Origin of the sequence: Amycolatopsis sp. NPDC047767 (assembly GCF_040704195.1) — a bacterium.
Classification (GTDB): Bacteria; Actinomycetota; Actinomycetes; order Mycobacteriales; family Pseudonocardiaceae; genus Amycolatopsis.
On sequence record NZ_JBEYSJ010000006.1, the window covers coordinates 206,553 to 233,369 of the forward strand.

Annotated in this window: 23 protein-coding genes; 8 read left to right on the forward strand and 15 right to left on the reverse strand. The window is 71.0% G+C overall.

Features of this window, described 5'->3' with window-relative positions:
• Positions 1-86 precede the first annotated feature (86 nt).
• Positions 87-1,301 (forward strand): erythromycin esterase family protein, encoded by a 1,215-nt coding sequence (locus AB0878_RS13900; protein ID WP_366579702.1) that lies wholly within the window; start codon positions 87-89, stop codon positions 1,299-1,301.
• Here the strand turns inward: AB0878_RS13900 and AB0878_RS13905 are convergent.
• The 3 genes from AB0878_RS13905 to AB0878_RS13915 all read right to left on the reverse strand — a co-directional run bounded on the left by AB0878_RS13905 (position 1,298) and on the right by AB0878_RS13915 (position 4,145).
• Complete coding sequence (locus AB0878_RS13905) at positions 1,298-2,818, reverse strand: histidine kinase N-terminal domain-containing protein (protein ID WP_366579704.1); 1,521 nt, start codon at positions 2,816-2,818, stop codon at positions 1,298-1,300. The genes AB0878_RS13900 and AB0878_RS13905 overlap by 4 nt on opposite strands.
• Before the next feature lie 377 nt (positions 2,819-3,195).
• The gene (gene rsrA, locus AB0878_RS13910) at positions 3,196-3,522 is read right to left on the reverse strand and encodes a mycothiol system anti-sigma-R factor (protein ID WP_366579706.1); all 327 of its coding nucleotides are present in this window, start codon (positions 3,520-3,522) and stop codon (positions 3,196-3,198) included.
• Positions 3,519-4,145, reverse strand: a complete 627-nt coding sequence (locus tag AB0878_RS13915) for a sigma-70 family RNA polymerase sigma factor (protein WP_220244018.1) — start codon at positions 4,143-4,145, stop codon at positions 3,519-3,521. Before AB0878_RS13915 ends, rsrA begins: the two co-directional genes overlap by 4 nt.
• Positions 4,146-4,334: 189 nt before the next feature.
• On the opposite strand from AB0878_RS13915, the gene ybaK reads away from it, so the two are divergent.
• Entirely contained in the window at positions 4,335-4,811 is a 477-nt protein-coding gene (ybaK, locus tag AB0878_RS13920; protein ID WP_366579708.1) for a Cys-tRNA(Pro) deacylase, read from the forward strand.
• 679 nt (positions 4,812-5,490) lie between these two features.
• On the opposite strand, the gene AB0878_RS13925 is transcribed toward ybaK, so the two are convergent.
• Positions 5,491-6,099 carry an alpha/beta family hydrolase gene (locus AB0878_RS13925; RefSeq protein ID WP_366579710.1) on the reverse strand — a complete coding sequence of 203 codons (609 nt, stop codon included), beginning with the start codon at positions 6,097-6,099 and terminating at the stop codon, positions 5,491-5,493.
• Positions 6,099-6,848 carry an SOS response-associated peptidase gene (locus AB0878_RS13930; protein ID WP_366579711.1) on the reverse strand — a complete coding sequence of 250 codons (750 nt, stop codon included), beginning with the start codon at positions 6,846-6,848 and terminating at the stop codon, positions 6,099-6,101. The genes AB0878_RS13925 and AB0878_RS13930 overlap by 1 nt, the downstream gene beginning before the upstream one ends.
• A gap of 113 nt (positions 6,849-6,961) precedes the next feature.
• Here AB0878_RS13930 and rsgA point away from each other — a divergent pair, with 113 nt between their 5' ends.
• The 3 genes from rsgA (at position 6,962) to AB0878_RS13945 (ending at position 9,940) form a co-directional block, all read left to right on the forward strand.
• A complete protein-coding gene (gene rsgA, locus AB0878_RS13935) occupies positions 6,962-7,972 on the forward strand; it encodes a ribosome small subunit-dependent GTPase A (protein WP_366579713.1) in 1,011 nt (336 codons plus the stop codon).
• Positions 7,973-8,129: 157 nt separating this feature from the next.
• Complete coding sequence (locus tag AB0878_RS13940) at positions 8,130-9,017, forward strand: hypothetical protein (RefSeq protein ID WP_366579715.1); 888 nt, start codon at positions 8,130-8,132, stop codon at positions 9,015-9,017.
• Between the two features lie 152 nt (positions 9,018-9,169).
• A complete protein-coding gene (locus tag AB0878_RS13945; protein WP_366579716.1) occupies positions 9,170-9,940 on the forward strand; it encodes a hypothetical protein in 771 nt (256 codons plus the stop codon).
• A 12-nt stretch (positions 9,941-9,952) separates the two neighbouring features.
• On the opposite strand, the gene AB0878_RS13950 is transcribed toward AB0878_RS13945, so the two are convergent.
• Complete coding sequence (locus tag AB0878_RS13950; RefSeq protein WP_366579718.1) at positions 9,953-11,485, reverse strand: FAD-dependent monooxygenase; 1,533 nt, start codon at positions 11,483-11,485, stop codon at positions 9,953-9,955.
• A gap of 51 nt (positions 11,486-11,536) precedes the next feature.
• On the opposite strand from AB0878_RS13950, the gene AB0878_RS13955 reads away from it, so the two are divergent.
• Positions 11,537-12,253, forward strand: coding sequence for a TetR/AcrR family transcriptional regulator (locus AB0878_RS13955; protein ID WP_366579720.1), 717 nt, complete (start codon positions 11,537-11,539; stop codon positions 12,251-12,253).
• Positions 12,254-12,592: 339 nt separating this feature from the next.
• Here AB0878_RS13955 and AB0878_RS13960 read toward each other — a convergent pair whose 3' ends face one another.
• Together AB0878_RS13960 and AB0878_RS13965 are read right to left on the reverse strand one after the other, a co-directional pair.
• Positions 12,593-13,084: a hypothetical protein gene (locus AB0878_RS13960; protein ID WP_366579722.1), complete on the reverse strand. Its 492-nt coding sequence runs from the start codon at positions 13,082-13,084 to the stop codon at positions 12,593-12,595.
• The gene (locus AB0878_RS13965) at positions 13,081-14,487 is read right to left on the reverse strand and encodes a wax ester/triacylglycerol synthase family O-acyltransferase (RefSeq protein WP_366579724.1); all 1,407 of its coding nucleotides are present in this window, start codon (positions 14,485-14,487) and stop codon (positions 13,081-13,083) included. The genes AB0878_RS13960 and AB0878_RS13965 overlap by 4 nt, the downstream gene beginning before the upstream one ends.
• Positions 14,488-14,521: 34 nt before the next feature.
• Between AB0878_RS13965 and AB0878_RS13970 the strand changes: the two genes are divergently transcribed.
• Positions 14,522-15,283, forward strand: a complete 762-nt coding sequence (locus AB0878_RS13970) for an RNA methyltransferase (protein ID WP_366579726.1) — start codon at positions 14,522-14,524, stop codon at positions 15,281-15,283.
• On the opposite strand, the gene AB0878_RS13975 is transcribed toward AB0878_RS13970, so the two are convergent.
• The gene (locus AB0878_RS13975; protein WP_366579727.1) at positions 15,276-15,659 is read right to left on the reverse strand and encodes an HAD-IA family hydrolase; all 384 of its coding nucleotides are present in this window, start codon (positions 15,657-15,659) and stop codon (positions 15,276-15,278) included. The two genes, AB0878_RS13970 and AB0878_RS13975, sit on opposite strands and share 8 nt — an antisense overlap.
• Before the next feature lie 152 nt (positions 15,660-15,811).
• On the opposite strand from AB0878_RS13975, the gene AB0878_RS13980 reads away from it, so the two are divergent.
• Complete coding sequence (locus AB0878_RS13980; protein ID WP_366579729.1) at positions 15,812-16,300, forward strand: Rv3235 family protein; 489 nt, start codon at positions 15,812-15,814, stop codon at positions 16,298-16,300.
• Between the two features lie 204 nt (positions 16,301-16,504).
• Here the strand turns inward: AB0878_RS13980 and AB0878_RS13985 are convergent, their stop codons facing one another.
• The 6 genes from AB0878_RS13985 to mtrB all read right to left on the reverse strand — a co-directional run bounded on the left by AB0878_RS13985 (position 16,505) and on the right by mtrB (position 26,795).
• The gene (locus tag AB0878_RS13985; RefSeq protein ID WP_366579730.1) at positions 16,505-17,713 is read right to left on the reverse strand and encodes a cytochrome P450; all 1,209 of its coding nucleotides are present in this window, start codon (positions 17,711-17,713) and stop codon (positions 16,505-16,507) included.
• A gap of 333 nt (positions 17,714-18,046) precedes the next feature.
• Positions 18,047-20,953 (reverse strand): preprotein translocase subunit SecA, encoded by a 2,907-nt coding sequence (gene secA / locus AB0878_RS13990; RefSeq protein WP_366579732.1) that lies wholly within the window; start codon positions 20,951-20,953, stop codon positions 18,047-18,049.
• A 259-nt stretch (positions 20,954-21,212) separates the two neighbouring features.
• Positions 21,213-21,920, reverse strand: coding sequence for a ribosome-associated translation inhibitor RaiA (gene raiA / locus AB0878_RS13995; RefSeq protein WP_366579733.1), 708 nt, complete (start codon positions 21,918-21,920; stop codon positions 21,213-21,215).
• A 540-nt stretch (positions 21,921-22,460) separates the two neighbouring features.
• Positions 22,461-23,270, reverse strand: a complete 810-nt coding sequence (locus tag AB0878_RS14000) for a ComF family protein (RefSeq protein ID WP_366579734.1) — start codon at positions 23,268-23,270, stop codon at positions 22,461-22,463.
• Between the two features lie 79 nt (positions 23,271-23,349).
• Positions 23,350-25,101, reverse strand: a complete 1,752-nt coding sequence (locus AB0878_RS14005) for an LpqB family beta-propeller domain-containing protein (protein WP_366579736.1) — start codon at positions 25,099-25,101, stop codon at positions 23,350-23,352.
• Positions 25,098-26,795: an MtrAB system histidine kinase MtrB gene (gene mtrB / locus AB0878_RS14010; RefSeq protein ID WP_366579968.1), complete on the reverse strand. Its 1,698-nt coding sequence runs from the start codon at positions 26,793-26,795 to the stop codon at positions 25,098-25,100. Before mtrB ends, AB0878_RS14005 begins: the two co-directional genes overlap by 4 nt.
• Positions 26,796-26,817 lie beyond the last annotated feature (22 nt).

Here is a 26,817-nt window from a genome sequence, read left to right on the forward strand (position 1 = left end):
CTTGAAGACCAGGTGAATTGCGGCAAAGTTTCCCTCGATTCTTCAACGATACGGTCGAGGACAGGTTTCTCGGGAAGGGGTTATCCATGTCCACCGCCACCACCCTGCGCGGGATCGGCCGCGAAATCGGCGACGCGGCGAGCCTGGGCCGCGCCGTCGACGAACTGCTCGCCGGGGCCGCGCCCACGCTGCTCGCGCTCGGCGAGCCGACGCACGGGATCCGCGCGTTTCCCTTGCTGCGCAACGAACTTCTCGCCCTCCTCGTCGAGCGGGGCTACCGGTCGATCTCGCTGGAGATCGACGTCTTCGCCGCGTCCGTGGTCGACGACTACGTGACGGGTGGCGCCGGCGACGTCGACGAGGTGCTGGAAACCGGCTTCAGCCACTGGTTCGGTCGCGTGCCGGGCAACCGGGAGCTCATCGAGTGGCTGCGCGAGCACAACGCCGGCCGCGCCCCCGAGGACCAGGTGCGGTTCCACGGCTTCGACGCGCCGACGGAAACCACCTCGGCGCCGAGCCCGCGGCGCGCGCTGACGGCCGTGATCGACTACCTGCCCCCGGCGTTGCGGCCGGCCTCGATCCACGACGTGGACGCGTTGCTCGGCGAGGACGACGACTGGACGAACGAGCAGGCCATGTACGACGCGGCCGTGTCCATCGGCGGCTCCGATCGCGCCCGCGCGTTGCGGATCGTCGCGGACGACCTCGCGAGCGCCCTGCACCGCGCGGCGCCCGTGCTGCAGCCCACCGACCCGGCCGGGTACCGCCTCGCCGCCGCGTACGCGCGCACCGCGGTGGGCCTGCTCCGCTACCACGCGGCGATGGCGTTCGCCGCGCGCGATCGGTTCGGGACCCTGCTCAGCCTGCGCGCCGAGATGATGGCGGAGAACCTGCTCGCGATGGTCTCCCAGGAACGGGACCGCGGTCCGAGCCTGGTGTTCGCGCACAACGTGCACCTGCAGCGCGTGCCGTCCACCATGCAGATGGGCCCGGAGGAGGCGTCGTGGGGCAGCGCGGGTGCCCTCGTCGCGTTGACGCTGGGTGAGAGCTACGTCTTCGTCGCCACCGACGCGAACCCGCACGCGGAACCCGGCACGCTCCAGGGCGAGCTCGCCGCGGCGACCACGCGTCGCGCCTTCTTCCCGGCACCGGCCCTGCGTGCGGCGCTGCCCACGTCGGCCGGCACGGGCGAGCCGATCCTGCCCGGCCACCTCCCGCTGAGCCCCGCTCAGCTCGACGGCGCCGACGCCGTGATCTTCGTGGCCGACACCGACGGGCAGCGCGTCGAGTACTGGCGTTAGAGCCGGCGGGAGAGGGGGATGCGCAGCGCGGCCTCGGTGCCCGGCACGCGCGCGCCGCTGGCGTCGGTGCGCACCTTGCGCAGCGACAGGGACCCACGCAGTTCCGATTCCACCAGCGTGCGCACGATCTGCAGGCCGAGGCCGTCGCTGCGTTCCAGCGAGAAGCCCGAGGGCAGGCCGCGGCCGTTGTCGCGGATGAGGACGTCGAGCCAGCGTGCGGAGCGTTCGACGATGATCTCGACCTTGCCCGGGCGGCCCTGCGGGAAGGCGTGCTCGATGGCGTTCTGCACGAGCTCCGTCAGCACCATCACCAGCGGCGTCGCGATCTCGGCGATGACGATGCCGAACGAGCCCTTGCGCGTGAGTCCCACCTGCGACTCGGCGGTGGCGACCTCGCCGACCATCGGCAGGACGTTGTCGAGCAGCTTGTCGAGGTCCACGCGCTCGTCGACGGAGATCGACAGGGCCTCGTGGACCATCGCGATCGACGAGACCCGCCGCACCGACTCGCCGAGCGCGAGGCGGGCTTCTTCGCTCGTGGTGCGGCGCGACTGCAGCCGCAGCAGCGCGGCGACGGTCTGCAGGTTGTTCTTCACGCGGTGGTGGATCTCGCGGATCGTCGCGTCCTTGGACAGCAGGGCGCGGTCGCGGCGCTTGACCTCGGTGACGTCGCGGACCAGCACGAGCGCGCCGGCCGCCTGACCGGACGGACGCAGCGGCAGCGCGCGGAAGAGCACCACGGCGCCGCGGCGCGAATCGGCCTCCGTGCGGGTGGAGGGCTTGCCGTCGAGGGCCTCGATGATGCGGTGGGAGACCTCGGTGGCGTCGAACGGGTCGCGGATCAGCGAACGCGTCAACGGCGCCAGCCGCTGCCCCACCAGGTCGGACTCGTGGCCCATGCGGTGGTAGGCGGACAGGCCGTTCGGGCTGGCGAACACGACGGTGCCGCTCGGGTCGAGGCGGATGAGACCGTCGCCGACGCGGGGGCTGGTGTGGGTGTCGGTCTGGTTGCCGCCCGAGGGCGGGAACGTGCCGTCGACGATCATCTGGCACAGGTCGCCGGCGCTGCCCAGGTACGCGATCTCCAGCGGGCTCGGCACGCGCGGCGCGGCCAGGTTCGTCTCGCGGCTCAGCACGGCGATCACCTCACCGCCGAAGCTCACGGGCACGGCTTCGCGGCGCATCGGCAGGTCGCGGTACCAGTGCGGGTCTTCCTCGCGGCCGATCTTCCGCTCGCGCACGGCCTTCGCCAGCTCCGGGTGCTCGGCGACGGTGAAGCGCGTGCCGACGACGTCCTCGGGGTGCGCGGTGGGCGCCGTGGTGGGGCGGGCGTGCGCGACGCACACGAAATCGCCGCCCTCGGGCTGCAGGTCCTTCGCGACGGGGACCCAGAGCAGGAAGTCGGCGAACGACAGGTCGGCCAGCAGCTGCCACTCCGCGACGACGGTCTGCAGGTGGTCGGCCGCCTCGCCCGGGAGGCCGGTGTTCTCGGCGAGCAGGTCGGAAAGCGTGGACACGAGCTACTCGGCGACCACGAGTGCGTGGTGCGCGGTTCCTCCGGTCATCCGCCCATCAAACCAGAGCGGGCGCCGATCAGCACGGGCGCCGCAGGTGAGCCGGGGCACGCATGACACACTGGAGCGGTTGACCCGAGCCCGGCAGGTGCTCCGGCACCCCGCACCCGGGCCATCCGGTGTGAATACGAGGAGTGAAGCATGTCGAAGCGCGCCCGCAAGCGTCGCGACCGCAAGAAGAACGGCGCGAACCACGGCAAGAAGCCCAACGCCTGATTCCGGCGTCCGGACGCGACACGGCCCCCGCACCAGCTGGTACGGGGGCCGTCGTCGTCTTCAGAAGACTGTCGCCTTCAGAGCTGTCGTGCTCAGAGCGTGGGTCACTCGCCGGTGCGCTGCTCGACGGTGATCTCGGTGCGCTCGACCGTCACGCCGCCACGGGTGGCCACGGTCTGGCGGATCGAGGCGCGCAGGCGGCTCTTCAGCTCCGCCGGCGCCAGGTCACCGCCGCACTTGCGGTGCAGCAGCTCCTTGATCTGCTCGTCGATGCCGTACTCCTCGAGGCACGGCGGGCAGTCCTCGATGTGGCGCCGCAGCTCGGCGTCACGCAGGGGGCTGCACTCCTTGTCGAGGAGCAGGTAGATCTCCGAAAGCGCCTCTTCGCAGCGGACCTTGTCCTCGGTCTCCGGCGCGTCACCCGTGCTCATCGCTTCGCCACCTCCTCGCGGTCACCGCGGATGAAGCCGCGCTCGCGCGCGACGTCGGCCAGCAGGTCGCGCAGCTGCGCGCGACCGCGGTGCAGACGGGACATCACGGTGCCGATCGGCGTGTCCATGATCTCGGCGATCTCCTTGTACGCGAAGCCCTCGACATCAGCCAGGTAGACGGCGAGCCGGAACTCCTCGGGCAGCTTCTGCAGCGCCTGCTTCACGTCGGCGTCGGGGAGGTTGTCCATCGCCTCGACCTCGGCCGAGCGCAGCCCGCTGGAGGTGTGACTCTCCGCCTTGGCGATCTGCCAGTCGGTGATCTCCTCGGTGGGCTGCTGCACCGGCTGCCGCTGACGCTTGCGGTAGCCGTTGATGTACGTGTTGGTGAGGATGCGGTACATCCACGCCTTGAGGTTCGTGCCGGCCTTGAAGGAGGCGAACGCCGCGTACGCCTTGAGGTAGGTCTCCTGGACCAGGTCCTCGGCGTCGGAGGGGTTCCGCGTCATCCGCATCGCGGCCGAGTACAGCTGATCGAGCAGGGGCATCGCGTCGCGCTCGAAGCGCTCCGCCAGCTCCAGCTCGTCGGCCGCCGTCTCCGGCGCGGTGTTCGGGGTGCTCGGCAAACCGTTCCCTTCCCGTTCGGCGTCGATGCGCTTCTGCGCATACGGCAACGCCGAGTTTACGCGGGGGCTCGGAAGGCCCTGCTCGGTGCTGCGCCTACGAGGGCGGGCAGTGGTAAGCGTCGTGGTCACGTTTCTTTCAACAGAACGTGGCGGGCGTCCATTCCCGAGACCTTCGTAGACTCCGATCCCATGGCGGGCAAGGGAACACCGGCGACGGCGCTGCTGACGAAACACAAGGTGGCGCACACGCTGCACTCGTACGACCACGACCCGCGCGCCGAGTCCTACGGCCTGGAGGCCGTCGAGGCCCTGGGACTGGAGGCGGCGCGCGTCTTCAAGACACTGGTGGCGGACGTCGACGGCAAGCTGACGGTGGGCATGGTGCCGGTCACCGGGTCACTGGACCTGAAAGCCCTGGCCGCCGCGGCCGGGGGCAAGAAGGCCCGGATGGCCGACCCGGCGGCTGCTCAGCGGGCCACGGGGTATGTCCTCGGAGGGATCTCACCGCTGGGGCACCGCAGCCGCCTGCCGGTGGTGGTGGATTCGTCGGCTTCGGAGTTTCCGACGGTGTACTGCTCGGCCGGGCGCCGGGGTCTCGAGGTGGAACTGGCGCCCGGTGATCTGGTTCGGTTGACGGGGGCTGTGGTGGCTCCGATCGCCGGCTGAGGGCTTTCGCCGGGCCGCTTCACAGCTCTCGCCGGGCCGCTTCACGGCTCTCACCGGGTCACTTCACGGCTCCCGCCGGGCCGCTTCACAGCTCTCGCCGGGTCACTTCACCGGTTGTGCCGGCCCGGTCTTCGAGGCTTCGGTCGCCGGCTGAGCGGTTTTCGCCGGGCCGTTTCGCCGGTCGAGCCGCTGCTTGGCGGGTCTCGGCCTGACGCTCCGATCGCTGGTCGAGCGGCCGTCTGACGAGAGCGCTGCAGGTCCGGACCTCGACGCTTCGCCGGCCGACTGCCGATTCCTCCGGGTCACTTCACCGGTTGCGCCGGCCCTACCGCACCGCCGGACAAGCCCCCACCCTCCCGGGGGCGTCCCTCGTTCCATTCTACCGGCCCCCTCCGACAAAACCGGTGGTAACCCACCACGAGGGCCGAGTTGTCCACAACTGGGGAAACCTGTGGACAACTGCCGTAACCCACTGCCGAGAGCAGGCCACGACACGCGGTCCGGCCCATGCAACCCACGCAAGGGCAGCCCGCTCGCCACCACAACTCATGACCGGGCCGATCGGCCATCACGACCCAGGCCCACCCACCACAGCAACCCATGACCGGGCCCACCGCCATCACAACATGACAGGCCTACCTGCCACCGCAGTCCATGAACAGACAGCAGCCATCACCTGTCAGAGGTGCGGCCTCAACACCCGCCCCAGCCACTCCGCCGCAGCGCGCGACACCGCGTCCAGGTCGGCCGACAGGGTGTGGTCACCCGAGACCATGACCACCTCGTGGTGCGGGCCCGCCGCGGGGCGGCCGAACGGGTCCCGCTCGCCCTGGACCACCAGGGTCGGCACTTCCACCGCGTCCAGCTCCGGCTGGCGCGTCTTCTCGGGCCGGCCCGGCGGGTGCTCGGGAAACGCCAGGCACAACACGGCCACGGCCTGGCCGGCCGAAGCAGTCCGGCAAGCCACCCGAGCGCCCGAAGAACGGCCGCCGAACACCAGCGGCAGGTCGTCGAAGTGTGCCGACAGCTCGTCCGCCACGGCCAGCCAAGCGGCGTCCAGTTGCTTCGCGGGCGCGGGAGCCCGGCGTCCCGCCACCCGGTACGGCTGCTCCACCAGAGCCACGTGCACCCCGGCCGCCTTCGCGGCCCGCGCGACCGCGACCAGGTCCTTCGCCCCGATTCCCCCGCCGGCGCCGTGGCCCAGCAGCAGGACCGCCGCGCCGTCCTTCGCGCAGTGGAGCTCGGCGCGTGCGGGGCCGTGGGGGGTGTCGATCTCGAGAGTGGTCATCAGAACAGCGCGTCCGAGTCCACCGAGGGTTCGGTGCGCGTGAGCAGCTGGGGGCCGTTGTTGCGGACGTTGTTGACGAGCGTGGAGATCGGGCGCAGTTCGAGCGACTCGACGAAGTCCGGCGGCGTCGGCACGAGCAGACCGTCCACGGCGGACTGATCGGGATCGAGCCAGCCGTCCCAGTGCTCGCGCGGGACGATCAGCGGCATGCGGTCGTGGATGCTCCGCAGCTGGCCCTCGGCGTCGGTCGTGATGATCGAGAAGGTGATCAGCGGCTGCTCGTCCGGCGAGCCGTCCTTTGGGCGCCAGCTCTCCCAGATCCCGCCGAACGCGAGCGACGCGCCGGACGGATCCGTCATGTAGAACGGCTCCTTCTCCTTGCCCGTGCGGCGCCATTCGAACCAGCCGTCGGCCGGCACCAGGCAGCGGCGCGACTTCAGAGCCCGTTTGAACGCAGGCTTTTCAGCCGCCGTCTCGGCGCGCGTGTTGATCATGCGCGAGCCGACGGAGGGGTCCTTCGCCCAGAACGGCACGAGGCCCCACTTCATGATCCGCAGCGACCGCTCGGCGGGCTCGTCCTCGAGCACCTGCCCGTCGGCGTCGCGGGGGTGGCGCTGGACCACGGTGACGACGTTCTTCGTCGGCGCGACGTTGTAGTCCTCGCGGGCGGCACCCTCGGTCAGGTCGACCGCGGCGAACTCGTCGATCAGCTTCGCGGGGTCCTTCGTCGCCGCGTAACGGCCGCACATGCCAGCCTCCTCGCTCCTCTCAAGACGCCATCGTTACACGCAGGCCGGGCCGGGCGCGACCGGCATGGGATCATTTCGACCAGGCAGGACGGACCGGGAGGACGGTGGGCGGTTTGGCGCGAGGCGACTGGAGCAAGCTGGACGAATCCGACGTGCGGGTTCGCCCCGGCAAGGGCACCAGGCCCCGGACCAAACGCCGGCCCGAGCACGCCGACGCCGTCACCGCCATGGTGATCGGCAAGGACCGCGGCCGCTGGACGTGCGCGGTGGACGCCGACCCCGAACGCGTGGTCACGGCCATGCGCGCCCGCGAGATGGGGCGCGTCTCCGTGGTCGTCGGGGACATGGTCGCCCTGGTCGGCGACGTTTCAGGCCTGCCGGACACGCTCGCGCGCATCGTCCGCGTCGACGAGCGCACCAGCGTGCTGCGCCGCACCGCCGACGACACCGACCCGTACGAGCGCGTGGTGGTCGCCAACGCCGCTCAGCTGCTGATCGTCACGTCGCTCGCCGACCCCCCGCCGCGGACCGGGTTCATCGACCGCTGCCTGGTCGCCTGCTACGCGGGCGGGCTCGAGCCCGTGCTGTGCCTCACGAAAGCCGACCTGGCCAGCCCCGACGAACTGCTCGCGAGCTACGCAGGCCTCGACGTGCCAGCCATCGTCACGCGCCACGACGAGAAGCCCGAAGGCCTGGCCGAACGCCTCGAAGGCCGCGTGACGGCTCTGGTCGGGCACTCCGGCGTCGGCAAGTCCACGCTCGTCAACCGCCTGGTGCCCGACGCCGCGCTGGCCACGGGCGTCGTCAGCTCCGTCGGCAAGGGCCGGCACACGTCCGTGGCGGCCGTCGCGCTGCCGCTGCCCCTGGCGGGCGGCGGCTGGGTGGTCGACACACCGGGCGTGCGGTCGTTCGGCCTGGCACACGTGACCGCCGACGACATCGTGAACGCCTTCGAGGAGTTCGCCGAGGCCGCCGAGGAGTGCCCCACCAACTGCGGCCACCTCGGCCCGCCGGAGGACCCGAACTGTGCGCTCGACGCCGTCGTCACCGAAGGCCGCGCGAGCGCCGAGCGGCTGGCGTCGCTGCGCCGGCTGCTGGTGTCACGGGCGGGTGGCGCGGAGTAGGCGGGAACCGGCGACGGTCACCGCGCGTCCCATGATTACTCCGCAGGTGGACGGCACATCGGGTGATTCGTCACCCAAATCGTGACCTGAAGGGCGTAACCGTTGCCCCGATCCAGCGATACTGCGGGTGGAGTAATGACCTTCATAGGGGGATTGCATGCGCAAAACCACTTTCGTTGTCGCTGCGGGCGCCGCGCTGGCGCTCGTGCTGACGGGCTGTGGGGCGAAGAGTGACAACGGCACAGCTTCGCCGACGGGAGCGAAGCCGGAGCTGGGCCTGGCCGCGCCGTTCTCGAACGTGATCGAGCTGGCGGCCGCGTCGAAGCAGGGCACGCAGAAGTCGAAGTCGTCGAAGATGTCGATGGAGATGACGTCGGCAGGCAAAACCGTCACCGCGCAGGGTGAAGCTGCGTATGGCGCACAGGGCACGACCTTCCACATGACGGTCAACGCGGATGGCGAGCAGACCGAGATGATCTTGGTCGACAACGCGACGTATTTGAAGATCCCCGCCGACCAGGCGACTCAGCTGGGCACCGACAAGCCGTGGCTGAAGATCTCGCCGGATGGCGACGACCCGATCTCGAAGGCGCTCGCCGGGAGCATGGCGCAGGCGGGCCAGCAGAGCGACCCGACCCAGCTGCTCGACCAGCTCTCGGAAGCCGGCAAGATCGTCAGCTCCGACCAGACCGAGGTCGACGGCCAGAAGGCCAACCACTACAAGGTCGACATCGACATGGTCAAGGCTCTCGACAAGTTGTTGAAGGCTGCGCCCGAGGCGACCAAGGCGAAGCTGAAGGAAGAGGCGCAGGGCAAGAACATCCGGATTCCGATGGAGATCTGGGTCGACAAGAACCAGTTGCCACTGCAGATCAGCATGGACGAGAGCGAGATGGTTAAGGAGATGGGCGGCAACGCCGCCTCTGCTGGAACCGGAAAGTTCGTCGTCAAGTACAGCGACTGGGGCGCCCCTGTCACCATTGCCGCTCCGCCGGCCGACCAGGTCGCCGACATGGGCGAGCTGATCAAGAAGATGGGTGGCTGACCGCCCTGCGGTTGTTCGTTTGAAGGGGCGCCCCGGTTCGTCGGGGCGCCCTTCGCATTACTACGGGTAGTGCCGCTTCCCCCGAACGGGTCTTCGGATGCGCCTGTGCTTTTGTAGGGTCTCTTTCCGCCGGTCAGGACGGGGTTTTCCGGATGCGCAGGACGGCCGTGGCGTGCGCCGCGCTGCTCGTGATCGGCGGGTGTTCGGCTTCGCCCGAGCGGTTCTCCGACGCGCGTGCCCTGGCCGACGCGGCCGTCGCGGCGACGAACGCCGGCCACTCCGCGAAGTTCACCACCGACGTCGCCGCGGGTGCCCTCGTGTCCCACGGCCAGGGTGAGGCCGTGTTCGGCCCCGGCGGCACGGCGCTGCAGATGACCACCGACTACGTCGGCGAGCCGCTGGAGCTGCGCCTGGTCGCCCAGACGCTGTACGCGAAGGTCCCCCCGAGCGCCCTCGACCAGGTGACGGGCCGCAAACCCTGGGTGAAGGTGTCGCCCGACGGCAGCGACCCGTTCTCCCAGGTCCTCGGCGGCAGCCTCGCGCAGCTCGCCGAGCAGAACGACCCCGCGCGGACACTCGAACAGGTCCGCACCGCGGGCACGCTCACGTCCAGCGACTCGACGACCCTCGACGGCACCGACGCCGCCCACTACCGCGTCGACGTCGACCTGGCCCACCTCGGCGCCGAACTCCCCGCGGGCCTCCCGGCCGACGCGCAGCTGGGCGACACGAAGGTCCCCCTCGACCTGTGGCTCGACGGTGAAAACCGGCCCCTGCAACTGGTCCTCGACCTGTCTCCCGTCCTGCGCGGTGCCGGCGGCCAGGGCAGCGCCCGCATCACGGCGCGCTACTCGGCGTGGGGCGCGCCGGTGAACGTCACGGCCCCGGCGGCGGACCAGGTCGGCACGCTCGTCGGCGGCTGACGCGCGCCGTCCTCAGGCCACCGGCGCGTGGTCGGGTGAGGGCGCGCCCGCCCATTGCTGCAGGGCCGAGGCGAGACCGGCCGGGTCGGGCGTGTCCGTGGCCCAGGCGACGACACCGTCCGGGCGGAGCAGGAGGCCGGCCGGGGCGGCAGGACCGTCGGGAACGGTCGTGACGCGAGTGGACCACGGCGCGGTGAGGCGCGAGAAGGCGCCGTCGGGAGTCCGGTCGAGCAGCACGAACCCGCCGGAGTGGGCGTGGTCGGCGAGGCGGGAGCCGTCGGAGAGCCACACGTCCGGGGCGTAGCGGCCGATCAGCGGGTGGTCGCCGGGAAGGTCGACGCGCTGGGCGACACCGGAGATCTTCTTGACCGCGTGGGTGGCGCCGTCGGGGGTGGCGAGCAGGTCCGCGACGACGGTGCGCAGCGCGGCCGACTTGGCGTCGCCGCGCAGGACGCCGATCTGGGCGCGCGTCCAGTCGAGGACCCAGGAGCCGAGGGGGCGGCGTTCGGCGTCGTAGGTGGCGAGCAGGCCGTCGGGCGCCCAGCCGACGATGACGGCGCCCAGTTTCCAGCCCAGGTTCATCGCGTCGCCGACGCCGAGGTTGAGCCCCTGGCCGCCGAAGGGCGGGTGGACGTGGGCGGCGTCGCCGGCGAGGAACACGCGGCCGCGGCGGTAGGCGGCGGCCTGGCGGGTGTTGTCGGTCCAGCGCGTGGCCGTGCCGCGCAGGGCGGTGAGGGTGACGTCGGTGCCGGAGACGCGGCGCAGACTGCCCTGCACCTCCTCCAGCGTGACGGGCGCGGTGCGGTCGGCGGGCCCGCCGTCGAACTCGACGGTGGTCACGCGGCCGGGCTGTGGGCCGCAGCGGTAGGCACCCGCGGCCGACCACACCCAGCCGTCGGCGAGCTTCTCCGGGTCGGCGATGTCGGCGACCGCCAGCCGCCCCGTGAGCTCAGGCGCCGTGCCGGGGAAGTCGATGCCGGCAAGGCGGCGGACCGCGCTGTGCCCGCCGTCGCAGCCCACCAGCCACGCCGTGCGCACCGGGCCGGCCGTCGTACCCACGACCACGCCGTCGTCGGTGTCCTCGAGCGAGGTGACCTCCACCCCCCGCCGCACCGGCACGCCGAGCCGCGCGACGTGCTCGGCCAGCAGCGCCTCCAGCTCCCGCTGCGGCACCAGCCGCGCCCCGTCGACGGCGGTGTGGGCGGCGAGGTCGGGATCGGCCCAGTCGACGAGGTCGGCGTCGAGCACCATGCCCGCGAAGTGGCCGGTGAACCGCGGCCCGTCCCGCTTCTCGACCAGCCGCGCGAACGACCCCACCTGCCCGAGCAGCTCCCGCTGCACCCGCTCGGCCGCGGGCAGCAACCCTCGCCGGTCGAGCGCCTCGGCCGTCGGCACGTTGATCGCACCGGCCTTCACGGCCCCGTCCGGCTCGGCCAGCCGCTCGAGGACCTGCACCTTCGCCCCGGCCAGCGCCAGCTCCGCGGCGAGCACCAGGCCCACCGGCCCAGCCCCGGCCACGATCACGTCCACGCGCTCATCAGACACGAACAATGTTCTACTTACGAACGTTGTTCGTGTCAACTACGCTGACCCCTCGTGAACCCCCGCGAGCGACGCGCGGCGCGCCACCAGCCGCCGACCCTCCAGGCCGACACCCGACCACGGCGCCGCCGCAAGACAGCGATCGTGGAACAGGTCATCGACACAGCGCTCGAGGTGATCGCCCGCGACGGCTACGAGGCCCTGACCATGCGCCGCCTCGCCGACGCCCTGGACACCGGCCCCGCGTCGCTCTACAACCACGTCGTCAACAAAGCCGACCTCGGCGACCTGCTCATCGGTCGCCTCTGCTCCGAGCTCACGCTCCCCACCCCGTCCGCCGACGAGTGGCGCCACCAAATCCGCGACGTGTGCGAACAACTACGCGACCAGTACCTGAAATACCCCGGCATCTCCGCCGCCGCCTTCGCCATGGTCCCCACCGACCTGCAAGCCGTCCGCATCAACGAAGGCCTACTCGCCATCCTGCTCACCGGCGGCGTCGCCCCCCAGCCCGCCGCGTGGGCCATCGACGCACTCCTGCTCTACGTCGCGTCCTACTGCCTCGAACTCTCCATCGCCCACCACCACTCCCCCCACGACGACACCACCTGGGTCCAAGACCGCGACGAACTCCGCCACCGCCTGGCATCCCTACCCGCCACCCAATTCCCCCACACCACCCGCCACGCCACCGAACTCACCGCCGGCGACGGCCACTCCCGCTTCGACTTCACGGTGGGCTTGATGATCGACGGCTTGGACCGCCACTAGCGAGCGACTCAAAGCACTCGACACACCTCCGTCCACAACAGACAGAGACAACCTCACCCCAACCCCCACAAGTGGGCGGCCTCTCCGCCATCTCGTCGACCTGGCGCAGCCCAATCACGCCGTGTCAAGGGGGCACCCTCCACACCCCCACACCCGCCCACCCAACCCGCCCCCTTGACGCGGCGTGATAGCCCTTGTGGAGGTCGACGAGATGGCGGCAGGCCACCCACGAACGCGACGTCCCCGCCCACCCCACCATCTCGGAGACCTGCCCGTCCGGCGAGGACACTCTTTTATTCTTTAAAGTCCCCCGAACCCCCAAGAAGGCCCCAGAACCCCCTACATCAGCTCCAACAAAAACGGCAACTCCTGCGGCGCATACCAAGCCAACTCATGATCCTCCGCATCCCCCAGCACAAACTCCGCGTCCTCATCCCCCAAATCCGCAGCATCGATCACCGCCGCAGCCGCCGCAACCGCGTCCGCCGCCTCGGCGGAATCCACATGAATCGCCGCAATCTGCGAGAGGGCAACCGGCCCACCCAACCGCACAACAGCAGCATCAAGATCCGCCCGCAACGTCACCCCGTCCACATCAGCCGACACCACCGCCCGCCGAGGCTCGCCCTTCTCCTCGGCATTGATCAACCGCAGCGACGCCCGCGCAGCGTCCAGCAATGCCGCATATTCCAGCTCCTCATCGGAGCCACTCACATACGCCTCCCGCAGCGCGGGCGTCAACGCGAACGCCGTCCCACTGCGAGCGCGAAACTCGCCGTTCGACTCGAGTTCGCGAAGCATCGCGATCGTCGCCGGAATGTAGACCCTCACCAGTGCGCACCCTTCAGCTCTTCCAACGCTTCTTCGATCATCCCGCCGAGCAGGTCGACGTCGAACGCGGCCTTGCGGTCGCCGTTGAGTCCGAAGTAGACACCGCCGTGGTAGGACGTGACCCCGATCGCCAGCGCCTGGGTGCGCATCAGCGGCATCACGGGGAACATCTCGATCAGTTTCGCCTCACCCGCGTACACCGGCTCCTGCGGCCCCGGCGAGTTGGTGATCATGAGGTTGAAGATCCGGCCCGACAGCGAGCCGCCGGCCCGCGCGCCGAGCGAATGCAGCGTCGCCGGGGCGAAGCCGCTCACCTTCAGCAGGCCGCGCGCGGCGACGGAACGGCCGGAGTCGAGGTGCTCGGTCATCGCGTGGCCGACGTGCTGCAGCCGCAGCACGGGGTTCGGCTCGCCCACCGGCAGGTCGACGAGGTAGGCCGCGACCTGGTTGCCGACCAGCGCCGGGGTGGAGTACTCGGCCGTGTCCTTGTCGCGCACGGCCATGGGCACCAGCGCGCGCACGGTGGCCGTCGACGTGAGGTTCACCCCGCGCGAAAGGAGCCATTCGCGCAGCGCGCCGGTGATCGCGGTGAGGATGACGTCGTTGACGGTCCCGCCGTGCTCCGCGCGGATCTTGCGGTAGTCCTCCAGCCGCGTGCGCACCACGGAGAACAGCCGGCCGCCGGACACGCGCACGTTGAGCGGGCCCTGCGGCGCCGGGTTGACGACCGTGCGCAGCGTGGACGCCACGTCGCCCAGCGTCTCGGCGACCTTGCCGACCGACGTCAGCGCGTCGTTGGCGGCCGAGCGGACGTTCTCCACGAGCTCACCGGGGCGTTGCACGGCCTCGCTGACGGCGTCGAACACCAGCTGCGCGCGGCTCGGCTCGCGCCGCGGGGTCCAGGTGTCCTCGTACGGCTCGGGTGGCGCCGGGGCGTCGTCGAGGATGAGCTGGCCGAGGTCGATGGTGCCGACACCGTCCACAACGGACTGGTGCGTCTTGGTCACCAGCGCCACGCGGTCGCCGGTCAGCCCCTCGACGAAGTAGGCCTCCCACAGCGGGCGCTCGGGCGCGAGCCGGCGCGACATCAGGCGCGCGACCAGGTCGAACAGCTGCTCGTCGGTGCCCGGCTGGGGCAGGGCGGAGCGGCGGACGTGGTAGTTGAGGTCGAAGTCGACGTCGTCCACCCACACGGGCCGGGCGAGGTGCCCGGGGACGTCGAGCACGCGCTGGCGGTAGCGCGGCAGGAACGGCAGGCGCGAGCCGATGAGGTCGAGCAGCTGCGCGTAGTCGAACCCGCTGCGCGGGCGCTCGAAGATCGCCACGCCGCCGACGTGCATCGGGGTCGCGTGGTCCTCGACGTACAGGAACGAGGCGTCGAGCGCGGACAGGCGGTCGGGCATGAGCCGATCCTTACACAGTGCGAGACTGACCGGCGTGGGTGATGAGGCGGAGGTTTCTCCGAAAGACCGGTTCCTGACCGTCTACGGGCGCAAGCCGGTGCTCGAAGCGCTGGCCGACGGCGGTCTGCAGGTGGACAAGGTCATCCTCGCCGACACCGCCCGCGGCCCGGCCGCCGCCGAGATCCAGCGCGCCGCGAGGGACGCCGGGGTGCCGGTGCAGCGCGCGAGCGCGCACCGGGTGAAGGTGCTGGCCGGCAACGGCAAGCAGGACCAGGGCGTGCTGGCCGACGTCGTCGCACCGCGGATGCGCTCGCTCGCCGCCGCGCTGGACGACCGCCGCCCGCCCGCGCGGGTCCTGCTGCTCGACGGCATCACGACGCCCGCGAACGTCGGCATGATCCTGCGCACGGCCACCGCCGCCGGCCTGGAAGGCGTGACCGTGCCGCGGCGCGGGGTGGCCGCGTTGGATCCGATGGTGGTCAAGGCTTCGGCCGGCGTGGCGTTCCGCGCGCCGGTGCTGCGGTGCGGCAGCGCGCGTGAGGCGGCGGAAATGCTGACTGACGCGGGGTACGGCCTGTACGCGCTGAGTGCGTCGGGCAAGTCGACGGTGTTCGACGTTCCGCTTCCACAGCGGGCGGCGTTCGTGCTGGGCGGGGAGACCGAAGGCGTGGGCGCGGCTGTGGCCGAACTGGTGACCGAGTGGGTGTCGATTCCGATGCCCGGCGACGTCGAGTCGCTCAACGTCTCGGCGGCGGCCGCGGTGCTGTCGTTCGAGCTGGTACGCCGGGCTAGCTGAAGAGAGCGGCCAGCTCTTCGAGGGTGTCCGCCATCGTGACGTGGTGGATGGCGACCATGCCCGCCTCCGCGGCGCCGCGGACGTTGCGGGCGGCGTCGTCCACGAACGCGCAGGTGGCCGCGGCGAGGCCGAGGCGGTCGGCGGCCACGAGGTAGATCTCGCGGTCCGGTTTGGCGACGCCGACTTCGCCGGAGAAAACCAGCGTGTCGAAGTAGTCGGCCAGCTCGTGCCGGACGGCCGACGTGGCGCCGGGCGCGTTGGAGACCAGCCCGGTGCGCGTGCCGCCGGAGCGGATGGCGCGCAGGTAGTCGTAGAGCAGGTGGGCGTCGGGGTCGGTGAGGACGCCGGCGTAGTCGACCAGCAAGCCTTTGAGCACGCGCTCACCCTAGCGATGCGGGACATAGCGCAAATTGCAGATCGAAATGGGCGGATTCGCGGATTTCGCCGGATCAGGCGCCGACGGTCCCGGTTTCGGCTTTGCCCGGCCACTACCTGCAGCGGATCGTCCGCGTTTCAGGGGAGGAACACATGACGACCCACCGCCTCCGGGGCCTCGCGGGCAGCGAGCCCGCCACCCGGCCCCGCCCCGTCCGCCACGTCACGCGGCACCGCCCGCCGGTGCGCGACCTGCCACCCACGGGCCACAACGTGGTGCAGCTGCTGGGACCCCCGAGCGAACGCCAGCTGACCGGCCGCCTCAACGCCATCCTCGAAGTCCTCGGCGGCCGCCGCGCCGCGGCGCAGGTGCAGAACCTGGTGGACCCGGCCCTGTTCGCGCGGCTCCTGACCCACGGCCGCCTGCCTGCCGCACGCCACCGAATCGGCGCGCTGCACGTGTGTCATCCGACGGACCTCGCGCTGGAAGCCGCCACGACCATCCGGAGCGGACCTCGGGTGCTCGCCTTGGCGGCCCGCTTCGAACGCACGCGGACGGGGTGGGTGTGCACGCGGTTCCACTTGCTGGCCCCGCGCCTGGGTCCGGCGCGTGCCGTACCGGTGCGCCCGTCGGCTGCTTGATGGGACGGGTGTCCCAAACAGCAGGTCACGGCGTCAGGTCGGCGGCGGGGTTCTCGGTTTCGCGAGGAGCCCGTCGCGGAAATGGCGACCGGCCCGGTCAGCGCCACTTCTTCGGCGCGGGCTTTCGCGACGGGTCGGCGGTCGGGCCAGGCCTCCGGTTCTCGGCGCCGGCCGCGCGGTTCGCCGCGTAAGACCGCGCGGGCGTCAGCCGAGCGCCACCGGGAGGTGTGACAGGCCGCGCATGGTGATGGTCGGGTTCCAGGTCGGGGGGCCGGCCAGGTGGAGGGTGGGCGTGCGGACGGCGAGTTCGCGCAGGGCGGTCTGGCCTTCGAGGCGGGCCAGGGGTGAGCCGAGGCAGAAGTGGATGCCCTGGCCGAAGGCGAGGTGGCGGGAGGGCTCGCGGGTGGGGTCGAAGGTGTCCGGGTCCGGGTGGGTGGCGGGGTCGCGGTTGGCGGCGCCGATGAGGACGATGGCCTGGGCGCCGGGGGCGACGTCGGTGGTGCCGACGCGCGTGGGCTGCAGCGCGACGCGGCTGGTGAGCTGCACCGGGGAGTCGTGGCGCAGGACTTCTTCGACGGCGTTGGGCGCGAGGGCGCCGTCGTCACCCAGGGCGCGGAGGCCGGCTTCGGTGCCGAGCAGGGCGAGGACGCCGTTGCCGATGAGGTTGGTGGTGGTCTCGTGGCCGGCGACGAGCAGAAGGGTGAGCGTGACCAGCAGCTCGGCTTCGGTGAGCTTGTCGCCCTGGTCGGTGACGGCGACGAGGTCCGACAGGAGGTCCTCGCCGGGTTTGCGGCGGCGTTCCGCGGCCAGCTCGCGGAAATAGGCGTTGAACTCGCGGCCGGCTTCGCCCGCTTCCTCGAGTACCGCGTCGGCAACGAGGAACGAGGGGTCGAGCGCGCGGGCCAGTGCGTGCGACCACTCGGCGAAGCGTGAACGGTCGGCCGTCGGGACGCCGAGCATCTCGCTGATCACCTCGACCGGCAGCGGTGCGGCCAGCGCGGTCATCAGATCGGCCGAACCGGCTTCGATCAGGTCGGAGATCAGGCGCGCCGTGATGTCCTCGACCCGCGGGCGCAGGCGCTCGACCATCCGCGGCGTGAACGCCTTCGACACGAGCCGGCGCAGGCGCGTGTGGTCCGGCGGGTTGAGCCCGAGGAACGACACCACCGGGCGGCCCTCGGCGTCGACCAGGTCGTCCGGGTGCAGCGTGACCGGGTCGAGAACCTCGGGCCGCGGGTGCCCGAACGCGGGATCGCGCACGACATCCGTCGCCTCCGCCAGCGCGCTCACCACGAGGAACCCGGGCGCGATCTCGGCGACGGGCTCGGCCTCGCGCCACTTGCGGTACAGCGGGTACGGATCCGCCTTGTGCTCGGGCGCGAACATCTGCGTGAAGGTTTCCAGGTCAGCCACAGCTCTCCCCCTCGACGGCACCACCATCGACCACGTTATGCGCGAACCCCGTTTGCGTCACGTGAAGGCGAGGCGCACCCGCGACGCGCGCTTGACCACGCCGCCGGCGTCCACAAGCTGCCTCGGCGCCGGCAGCACACGGCGCGGCACCAACCGCACCAGGCACGAACACCGGCCTCAGCACGAGAAAGCTGCGCCGACGGCACTGGCCTGCAGTCACACCGCGTGCCGCCCGCTACCAGACCGTCCCCTGGCGGCGCCCGAACGCGGCCCGGCACAGCACACGAAAAGGGCGGGCCGCACGAATGCGGCCCGCCCTTTTCAAAACCTGCGTCAGCGACGCGGGCCCTTCTTGCCCTTCTTCGCCTGTGCGCGCTCGGCGGCGCGGCGTTCGCGGCGGGTGTTGCCCGCGCCGGCGCTGTCGGAGTCGGCACTGTCCGAATGGGACTCCACGCCGCCGCCCTCGGCGGGGCCGGACATGGTCAGTCCGGATTGGACGCCGCCGCCGACGCCCTTGCCGCGCAAGGCCGACGGGACCGACTCGGTGTCGGTCGTGGGCGGCTGGGGCGGGGTCGGGCGCGAGTGGCGGCCGCTGTCGTTGCCGAAGGAGGCGGCCGCGGCGGCGGTGGCCGAGGTGACGCCCGCGGGCAGCGCCGACGGGTCCAGCTGCGGCGCGGGTTCCGGCTCGCTGCGTTCGACCTGGAGGTTGAACAGGAAGCCGACGGCCTCCTCCTTCAGCGAGTCGAGCATCGCGCGGAACATGTCGAAGCCCTCGCGCTGGTACTCGATCAGCGGGTCGCGCTGAGCGAGCGCCCGCATGCCGATGCCCTCCTTGAGGTAGTCCATCTCGTAGAGGTGCTCGCGCCACTTGCGGTCCAGCACGGTCAGCATCACCTGGCGCTCGAGGCGGCGCATCGCGCCCTCCTCGCCCACCAGCTCGTCGATCTCCGCCTCGCGCTTGTTGTACGCGTCGATGGCGTCGTCGACCAGCGCCTGGCGCAGGCCCTCGGCGTCGAGGTCGCCTTCCTCCACCAGGTCGTCCCAGTTCAGGCCGACGGGGTAGAGCGTCTTGAGGGCGGTCCACAGCTGCTCGTGGTCCCAGTCCTCGGCGTAGCCCTCGGAGGTGGCGCCGTCGACGTACGCGCCGACCACGTCGATGGTCATGTGCTCGATCTGCTCACGCAGGTCCTCGCCCTCGAGCACGCGGTGGCGCTCGGCGTAGATCACCTTGCGCTGCTCGTTCATGACCTCGTCGTACTTGAGGACGTTCTTGCGCGTCTCCATGTTGAGCTGCTCGACCTGCGTCTGCGCGCTCTTGATGGCCTTGGAGACCATCTTGTGCTCGATCGGCACGTCGTCGGGCAGGCGCATCGTGGTCATCACGCGCTCCACCATCACGGCGTTGAACCGGCGCATGAGGTCGTCGCCCAGCGACAGGTAGAACCGCGACTCGCCCGGGTCGCCCTGACGGCCGGAACGACCGCGCAGCTGGTTGTCGATGCGGCGGGACTCGTGGCGCTCGGTGCCCAGCACGTAGAGGCCGCCCGCGTCGCGGACCTGCTCGGCCTCTTCCTTGGCGCCGGCCTTGATCTCCTCGAGCACCTTCGGCCACGCGGCCTCGTACTCCTCGGAGTTCTCGACCGGGTCCAGGCCCTGCTCACGCAGCTCCTGGTCGGCGATGATGTCCGGGTTGCCGCCCAGCACGATGTCGGTACCGCGGCCGGCCATGTTCGTGGCGACCGTGACCGCGCCCAGCTTGCCGGCGCGCGCGACGATCAGCGCCTCCCGGCCGTGGTACTTCGCGTTCAGCACCTCGTGGGGCACGCCCAGCTTCAGCAGCAGCTTCGAGAGGTGCTCGGACTTCTCGACGCTCGTGGTGCCGACCAGCACCGGCTGGCCCTTCTCGTGCCGCTCGGCGATGTCCTCGGCGACGGCCTCGAACTTGGCCTGCTCGGTCTTGTAGATCAGGTCGGCGCGGTCGGCGCGCACCATCGGCCGGTTGGTCGGGATCGGCACCACACCCAGCTTGTAGGTCTGGTGGAACTCCGCGGCCTCGGTCTCGGCCGTACCGGTCATGCCCGAGAGCTTGTTGTACAGGCGGAAGTAGTTCTGCAGCGTGATCGTGGCGAGCGTCTGGTTCTCGGCCTTGATCTCGACCTTCTCCTTGGCCTCGATCGCCTGGTGCATGCCCTCGTTGTAGCGGCGGCCCACCAGGATGCGGCCCGTGAACTCGTCGACGATCGTGACTTCACCGTCGCGGACGATGTAGTCCTTGTCCTTGTTGTAGAGCTCCTTGGCCTTCAACGCGTTGTTGAGGTAGCCGACCAGCGGCGTGTTCGCGGCCTCGTACAGGTTCTCGATGCCGAGCTGGTCCTCGACGAACCGCACGCCCTTCTCGGTGACCGCCACAGTGCGCTTGCGCACGTCGATCTCGTAGTGGTACTTCGAGTTGATCAGGTTGGCCTTCTCGACGCGCTCGCGCGAGCCCATCGTGGTGGTGTCGATGCCCTGCATCAGCGGCGCGAGGCGGGCGAACTCCATGTACCACCGCGACGACTGGTCCGCCGGGCCCGAGATGATCAGCGGCGTGCGCGCCTCGTCGATGAGGATCGAGTCGACCTCGTCCACGATCGCGTAGTTGTGCCCGCGCTGCACGCACTCGTCGAGCGACCACGTCATGTTGTCGCGCAGGTAGTCGAAGCCGAACTCGTTGTTCGTGCCGTAGGTGACGTCGGCCTCGTAGTGCCGGCGGCGCTCCTGCGGGTCCTGCTCGGCGAGGATCACGCCGACCTCGAGCCCGAGGAAGCGGTGGATGCGGCCCATCCACTCCGCGTCGCGCTTGGCGAGGTAGTCGTTGGTGGTGACGACGTGCACGCCCTTGCCGGACAGCCCGTTGAGGTACGCCGGGAGCACGCAGGTGAGGGTCTTGCCCTCACCGGTCTTCATCTCGGCGACCTGCCCGAGGTGCAGTGCGGCACCGCCCATGATCTGCACGTCGTAGGGCCGCTGGCCGAGCACCCGCTTGGCGGCTTCGCGGGCGACCGCGAAGGCCTCCGGGAGCAGCTCGTCGAGCGTCTCGCCCTTGCCGTACCGCTCTTTGAACTCGCCGGTCTTCGCCTGCAGTTCGGCGTCCGACAGGTCCTTCACGTCGTCTTCGAGGGTGTTGATGTGATCGGCGATGTTGCGCAGCCGCTTCACCATCTTGCCCTCACCCGCGCGGAGCAGGCGGTTCAGCACCATCCGGTCGACCTCACTAGCTGATCATGATCGCACCCGAGCCGGTCCCGGGCTTGTGGGCACGGCGCGCACTCGTAGTGCGGCGCCGCCGTCTCACCACATCGTAGGGAACACACAGTGGTCCGCGCACGCACGTGCTCGCAGAAGGTCACGAGAGGCCCCTTCGCACCCTACTCCCGGCACGCGGGTGGCCCGCACGCGCTCGCGTGCGGGCCACCCGTGGCGCCGGCCGGCTCCCCCCGGCCACGCCGGGTCGGCGGGCTCAGCCGCCGAGCCGGATCACGCCGTAGTCGAAACCCTTCCGCCGGTACACGACGCTCGGCCGCCCGGACTCGGAGTCGTTGAACAGGTAGAAGTCATGGCCGACCAGCTCCATCTCGTAGAGAGCCTGGTCCACCGACATGGGGTCCGCGTTGTGCTTCTTCTCGCGGACGACGCGGCCGGGCTGGTAGCCCAGATCTTCGTCTTCCCAGCGTTTCTGCTGGGGCAGGGTGATCTCACCGGAGCTGACGGCCGCGAAACCTTCGGTGATCGGTTCGGCCGTGTCCGCGGCGGGTGCCTCCAGCACCGCCGTGCTCGCGGTGGGACGGGCGACGGCGTCCGGCGATCCGCCGGCCATCGCCATCGAGGTCGCCTCGGCGACCGACTCCGGGCGGCTGCGCCCGTAGTGCACGCGCCTCCGGTCGTGTGTCCGCCTCAGCCGGTTCTCCAGCTTCGTGACGGCGGAGTCGAGCGCTGCGTAGAAGTCCGCGGCGCACGCTTCGGCGCGTACGGCCGGACCGCGGCCCTTCCCGGTGATCTCGACGCGCTGGCAGCTCTTCGCCTGCCGGCGGTTCGGCTCGTGGAACAACTCCACGTCGTACCGGATGACCTTCTTGTCGTAGCGCTCAAGACGGGCCAGCTTTTCGCTGACGAGTGCCCGGTAGTGGTCGGGCACCTCCACGTTGCGGCCCTTTACGACGATGTCCATACACGACCTCCCTCGCTGAGATGACTGCGAGCTGTTGTGTGTTCACACGGCGCCGGTACTGCGGGGACGGAGCCCGGATCTGGTGGGCTGAGAAGAACTCGATGGCCGGTCACGACGTCTCGTGGCGGATGCTCGAGCGCGGACTCAGCGCGCCTCCGGCGCCAGGGACATGGGCTGCACACCTCCCTGCCTGCGGGGATTGCTGATAGCGGAGCACGTTAGCTTCATCACGCCGCTCGCAACAGCCCCCGGGCCGGGGGATGTCACGATTCGGGAACCCATTACGGCGCGCAGCGAAACCCCCGTGTGCAGCCCGAAATCCCGCCCCTGACGGCCGAACGCGATCACTGCGTTTTCACGCTTACGGCGCAACGGTGCGGGAGCCCGGAAGCCGAGAGTCACGGCCCTGTGCGCCGCAGCCGCCACCCCGGTGGAGTGTTCGGCCGCCCGCGTGATTCCGAGCCTGACCCTCATGTCCCGACAACGGCCCGCCGTCGCGTCGCGTTCCCTCTTGACATCACTCGTGTAGGTGACGTCTGCTCACCCTGCGGCGAGCAACGCGACCACAGCCGACACGGCGACCCCGGCGTCGGTGAGTGCTCGCACGCACGCGGCCGCCGTGGCACCGGTGGTGATCACGTCGTCGAGCACCACGACCCGGCTGCCCGGCGGAGGCCCGCCCGCGGGCACGAACCGCAGCCGCCCGGCCAGGTTGGCGACGCGCTCCGCCCGGCTGAGACCCACGGCGTCACGGGCGCCCTTCAACTCGAGAGCGGGCGCGACGAAGGCCTCGGCGCCCGTCCGGGCGAGACAGCGCGCGGCGGCCTCGGCAAGGCGCTGCACGTGCGGGCCACCACGGAGGCGTGAAGCCGAGCGACGGCTCGGTGCCGGGACGAGACACCACGGCCCGGCGCGCGCGGAATCCCCGGCGAACATGAGATCGCCGGCGACCGCGGAACCCCCGGCGGCCACGGGCTTTTCGAGCCGCGGACCGCCGCGCGAAGACCCGACGACGCCCGGTTCACCGAACGAAGGTCCACCGAGTGAGTGTCCCTCACAGCGCGGGCCGGCGCGGGGCACACCGGCCCGCGGCAATGCCGCCAGCGCGGACGCCAGCACCCGACCGAGTGCCGGCGCGACATCACGACGGCCACGCTCCTTGTAGGCGATCAGGACGCGCTTGGCCACGCCCTGGTAGCGGGCCAGCGCGTACGCCAGCGCGAGACCGGTCAGCGGCGCGCGGACCACCTCCGTGAGTGACCCCCACACCCGCGAACACTCCGCGCAGCACGGGACACCGCGGGCACCACAGCCGGCGCACCGGGCCGGGACGAGCAGATCGAGAACCATGACTCGCAGTGTGCACCCGGGCACCGACAGTTTCGGCGCCTCGAGCCCGCGCCGATCGAAAACGGGCGAGAAACCCTCGTCAGCCCGGGTAGAACGGCGACGCGTGCAGCATCGTGTGGGCCTGGGGCCGCCAGACCTCACCCAGTTCGGTGGCGTTCCACAGCCCGCCCGGGTCGGCCACCACGATGGGCCGGTTGGGCGCCGCCGTGACCGCCGTGACCGGCGCGGTCAGGTTCGAGCCGTTGAACGCGTCCATCCGGCGCCCGTCCACGGAAACGCGCTGCACGGGCTGCGAACTGGACGACGTGACAACCACCAGCGAGTCGGCCGTCGAACCCCAGTCGAGGTCCACGACGTCCGACAGGTCACCCGGCTGGAGCACGCGCGGCTCCCGCAGCGTCACGGTGTCGCCGTTGCGCACGACCGCCGCGACCACGAGCTGGCCGTTGACTATCGCCGCCACGCGGGCACCGTCGCGAGAGAGGCGCAGGGCGTCGATGTCGGAGCCGAGGGCGAGCAGGTCGTTGGCGTTCACGCTCTGGCGCAGCCAGTGGCCGGTCGGGTCGAGGACCATGCGGGCGACGATCGAGTGGTCCACCACGGTCCACACCTCGCCCGACGGGCCGGCCTCACTCGGCGCCGGCCGCCAGGTCGGGCGGCTCAGCGAACCGCCGGAGAGGTCCACCAGCGGCAGGTCGCGGCCCAGGTCGCCGACGCGCAGCTGAACGCGGTCGCCGTTGCGCTCCACCACAGCGAGCCGCTTGCCGTCGATCGACTGCGCAGCGCTGACCACGGCGTACCCGCCGTTGCCCGCCGGCCCCGCGATGGGCGCGCCGTCGCCGAGCGAGCGGATGCGCCCGTCGACTGTCATCATGCCCAGCAGGTCGGCGCTCGGCGACGAGGCCGCGCTGTAGGAGGGCACGTCGCTGCTGCGCCAGTACTCGTGGCCGCGCACGAGCGGCTGGCCGTCGGCGAGCAGCCGGACGCGGGTGGACGTGACGGCCTGCATCGACAGCATGATCTGCGCCGCGATCAGCGTTCTCGTCTCCGGACTCGCCCCCGTGAGCCCCGAGAGCTGCACGAGCAGTGAGCCGTCGTCGCTGTTCTTGACGTTGGTGTCGAGCGTGACCTGGTCGCCCAGCAGGTTCTTCACGGCTCCGGCCAGCCCGGCCGACGGTCCCTGAAGGATCAGGTCCATCACGCGCCCGGGCAGGCCCGACTGCGGTTTCGCGGGCACATAGCGCAGGTCGGGCACGAAGGCGCCGGAGTCGGGCGAGTAGAAGCTCACGGCGACGCGGTTGTAGTTCGCCTCGAAGTCGTCGTCGGTCACCAGCAGCGTGGGCGGCGCGCTGGAGATCCGCCACTCTCCGTTCGGCTGCTTGCGCACCTGGATCGTCTGCTCGGCCGGGCCGGAGCCGGGGATGAACGCGCTGTCGGCGCTCAGCGTGCCGAGGGTGAACCCGCGCAGGCCCACGTTGCGCACGTTCGGGTCCGGCGGCGTCGTCGTGGACGGCGACGGAGGCGGTGTCTCGTAGACGGTGCTGAACGTGTTGTCGATGATCGTGATCGCCCGGCCGGGTTTCCACGCGCTGCGCTGCTGGTCGTCGAGGTACGCGCGCGCGGCCGCGTTGTTGGACCGGGGGTCGCCGTTGTTGCGGATGAACTCCCGCACGATGTCGAGCGGGGCGAGGCCGTGCTCCGGCTCGGGCGCGTCGTTGGCCAGCGGCGGCGTCGAGTCCACGGACACGACCAGCGGCTGCGACTCCAGCGGCACGTTGGCGCAGCCGGCGAGCAGCAACAAGCACGCCAGCACGGCGAAAACACGCCTCACCGGCCGACCTCCTCGCGGTCGGCGTCGCGTTCGGGATCACGGTCGGCGAGGATCGCGTCGGGTGCCGGCTGCACCTCGAGCACCGACGACGGCGACAGCGTGATCTCCGCCGTGGCGTCGGGTGGCGGCAGGCGCAGCGGGTTCTCCTCGATCGGCACGTTCTGGTGGCGCGGGAGCAAGAGCCGGAAGCAGGCGCCCTGGCCGAGCTCGCCCCACGCGTCGAGGACGCCGCCGTGCAGCCGCGCGTCCTCCTGGCTGATCGCCAGGCCGAGGCCGGTGCCGCCGGTGCGCCGGTTGCGCGACGGGTCGGCGCGCCAGAACCGGTTGAACACCAGGTCGGCCTCGCCCGCGCGCAGGCCCACGCCGTGGTCGCGCACGGTGATGGCCACCGCCGTCTCGTTCACGGCGACGGTGAGCTGCACGGGTTTGCCTTCGCTGTGGTCGACGGCGTTGCCCAGCAGGTTGCGCAGGATCCGCTCCACGCGCCGGGCGTCGACCTCGGCGGAGGCGTCCTCCTCGGGCAGGATCAGCTCGACGGAACTGCCCGCGGTCCCGGCGATCACGCGCACCTGCTCGACGGCGCGCGTCGCGATCGGCCGCACGTCGATGTACTCGGCCGACAGTTCTTCGACGCCGGCGTCGAGGCGGCTGATCTCCAGCAGGTCGCCGAGCAGCGCCTCGAAGCGGTCGAGCTCGTCGACCAGCAGCTCCGTGGACCGCGCGAGGCCGGCGGGGAACTGCTCGCGTGACGCGTGCAGCACGTCGGCGGCCATGCGGACCGTGGTGAGCGGGGTGCGCAGCTCGTGGGAGACGTCGGAGGTGAACCGGCGCTGCAGCCCGCCGAACTCCTCGAGCTGGCGGATCTGGCGCTGGATGCTCGCGGCCATGCCGTTGTACGACACGGCGAGCTTCGCCAGGTCGTCTTCCCCGACCACGGCGAGGCGCTGCTCCAGGTCCCCGCCCGCGAACTGCTCGGCCGCCGCGGCGGCCTGGCGGACGGGCCGCACCACCTGCCGGACCACCAGGTTCGTGATGCCGGCCAGCAACAGCAGCAGCACGAGCCCGCCGACGAGCAGCGTGTTCTGCACGGTCGACACGGTGTTCTGCTCGCTGGTCAGCGGGAACAGCAAGTACAGCTGCAGCGGGCTCGCCACCGAGCTCAGCGGCGTGCCCACGATGAGGTATGTGGTCGTCGCGCCGTTCTCGGAGACGGTGTGCTCGACGCGCGCGAGGTTGTCGCCCTCCACGAACTGGCGCAGCCGCACCGGCACCGACGTGAACGGCCCCACGAACACCGGGTCGGCGTCGGACTGGTCGCGTCCGACGCTCGCGAGCACCGGCTCGAACGTGCCCGCCGTGGACCCCGTGGGCGACGCCGAAGTCGTGGAGATCTTTTTCAACGCGTTCTCAAGCCGGGTGTGCAGCGCGTCCGGCGACTCGCCGCCGACGCCCACCAGTTCACGCGCCGCGGTGTCCGCCAGCGCCTGCGTCTGCTCGACTGCGGCCTTGCGTTTGGTGTCGAGCAGGCGCTCGGTTATCTGGTTCTGCAGCACCATGCCCAGCACGAAAACCACGGCGGCCGACAGCGCGAGCGTCGAGATCGTCACGCGGAACTGCAGCGAGTGGCGCCACAGCTCGTTGAACGCCACCACCCGGCGGCGCGCCAAGACCACGAGGCGCCGGACGAGGCGCACCGTGGCTCGGGCGAAAGCGGTC